The sequence below is a fragment of the Thiomicrorhabdus heinhorstiae genome (genome assembly GCF_013391765.2).
Classification (GTDB): Bacteria; Pseudomonadota; Gammaproteobacteria; order Thiomicrospirales; family Thiomicrospiraceae; genus Thiomicrorhabdus; species Thiomicrorhabdus heinhorstiae.
Genome location: NZ_JACBGI020000082.1, coordinates 1 through 411, shown reverse-complemented (window position 1 = coordinate 411; position 411 = coordinate 1). Strand labels below are relative to the sequence as shown.

Below are 411 nucleotides of genomic sequence, written 5' to 3'. Positions count from 1 at the left end.
AACCCGGCACCAGTACATGCCATCACGGCGGCTGGGTGGTTCCAATCAACGGCGCAAGGCTTGCTGACGGGGTGTTCGGGGTTACGACGGCGCCTGGGCAGACATCGACCTAACGTTATGTAGTGCGCGCCGAGGCATACTACATGATGAGTTGCGGTTGTGAAAATTAGACTAAATACGTCGTTTAGCGACCCACTTTGGTTGTACGGTCACAGCGGGGTATGGGATGTTCTCAAAAAACCAATGGATTGTTCCAGATAAATATAAAAATGGTACACGATTTGTTTTTCCTCACCGCCATGCGATCAATGTAGGAGCTGGCTTGCCTGCGATGGCCTCTACACCGCAGCACCCGCATCGCCGGCAAGCCAACTGCCGCATGAGCCAACCGATACCCGTATCTGCCTATAC

Annotated in this window: 1 protein-coding gene; it reads left to right on the top strand. The window is 53.3% G+C overall.

The features are described from left to right. Positions 1 to 226: 226 nt before the first annotated feature. Positions 227 to 411, top strand: a 185-nt coding sequence (locus H8792_RS12645) for a hypothetical protein (RefSeq protein WP_228767127.1), incomplete at its 3' end; no start/stop codon positions are given.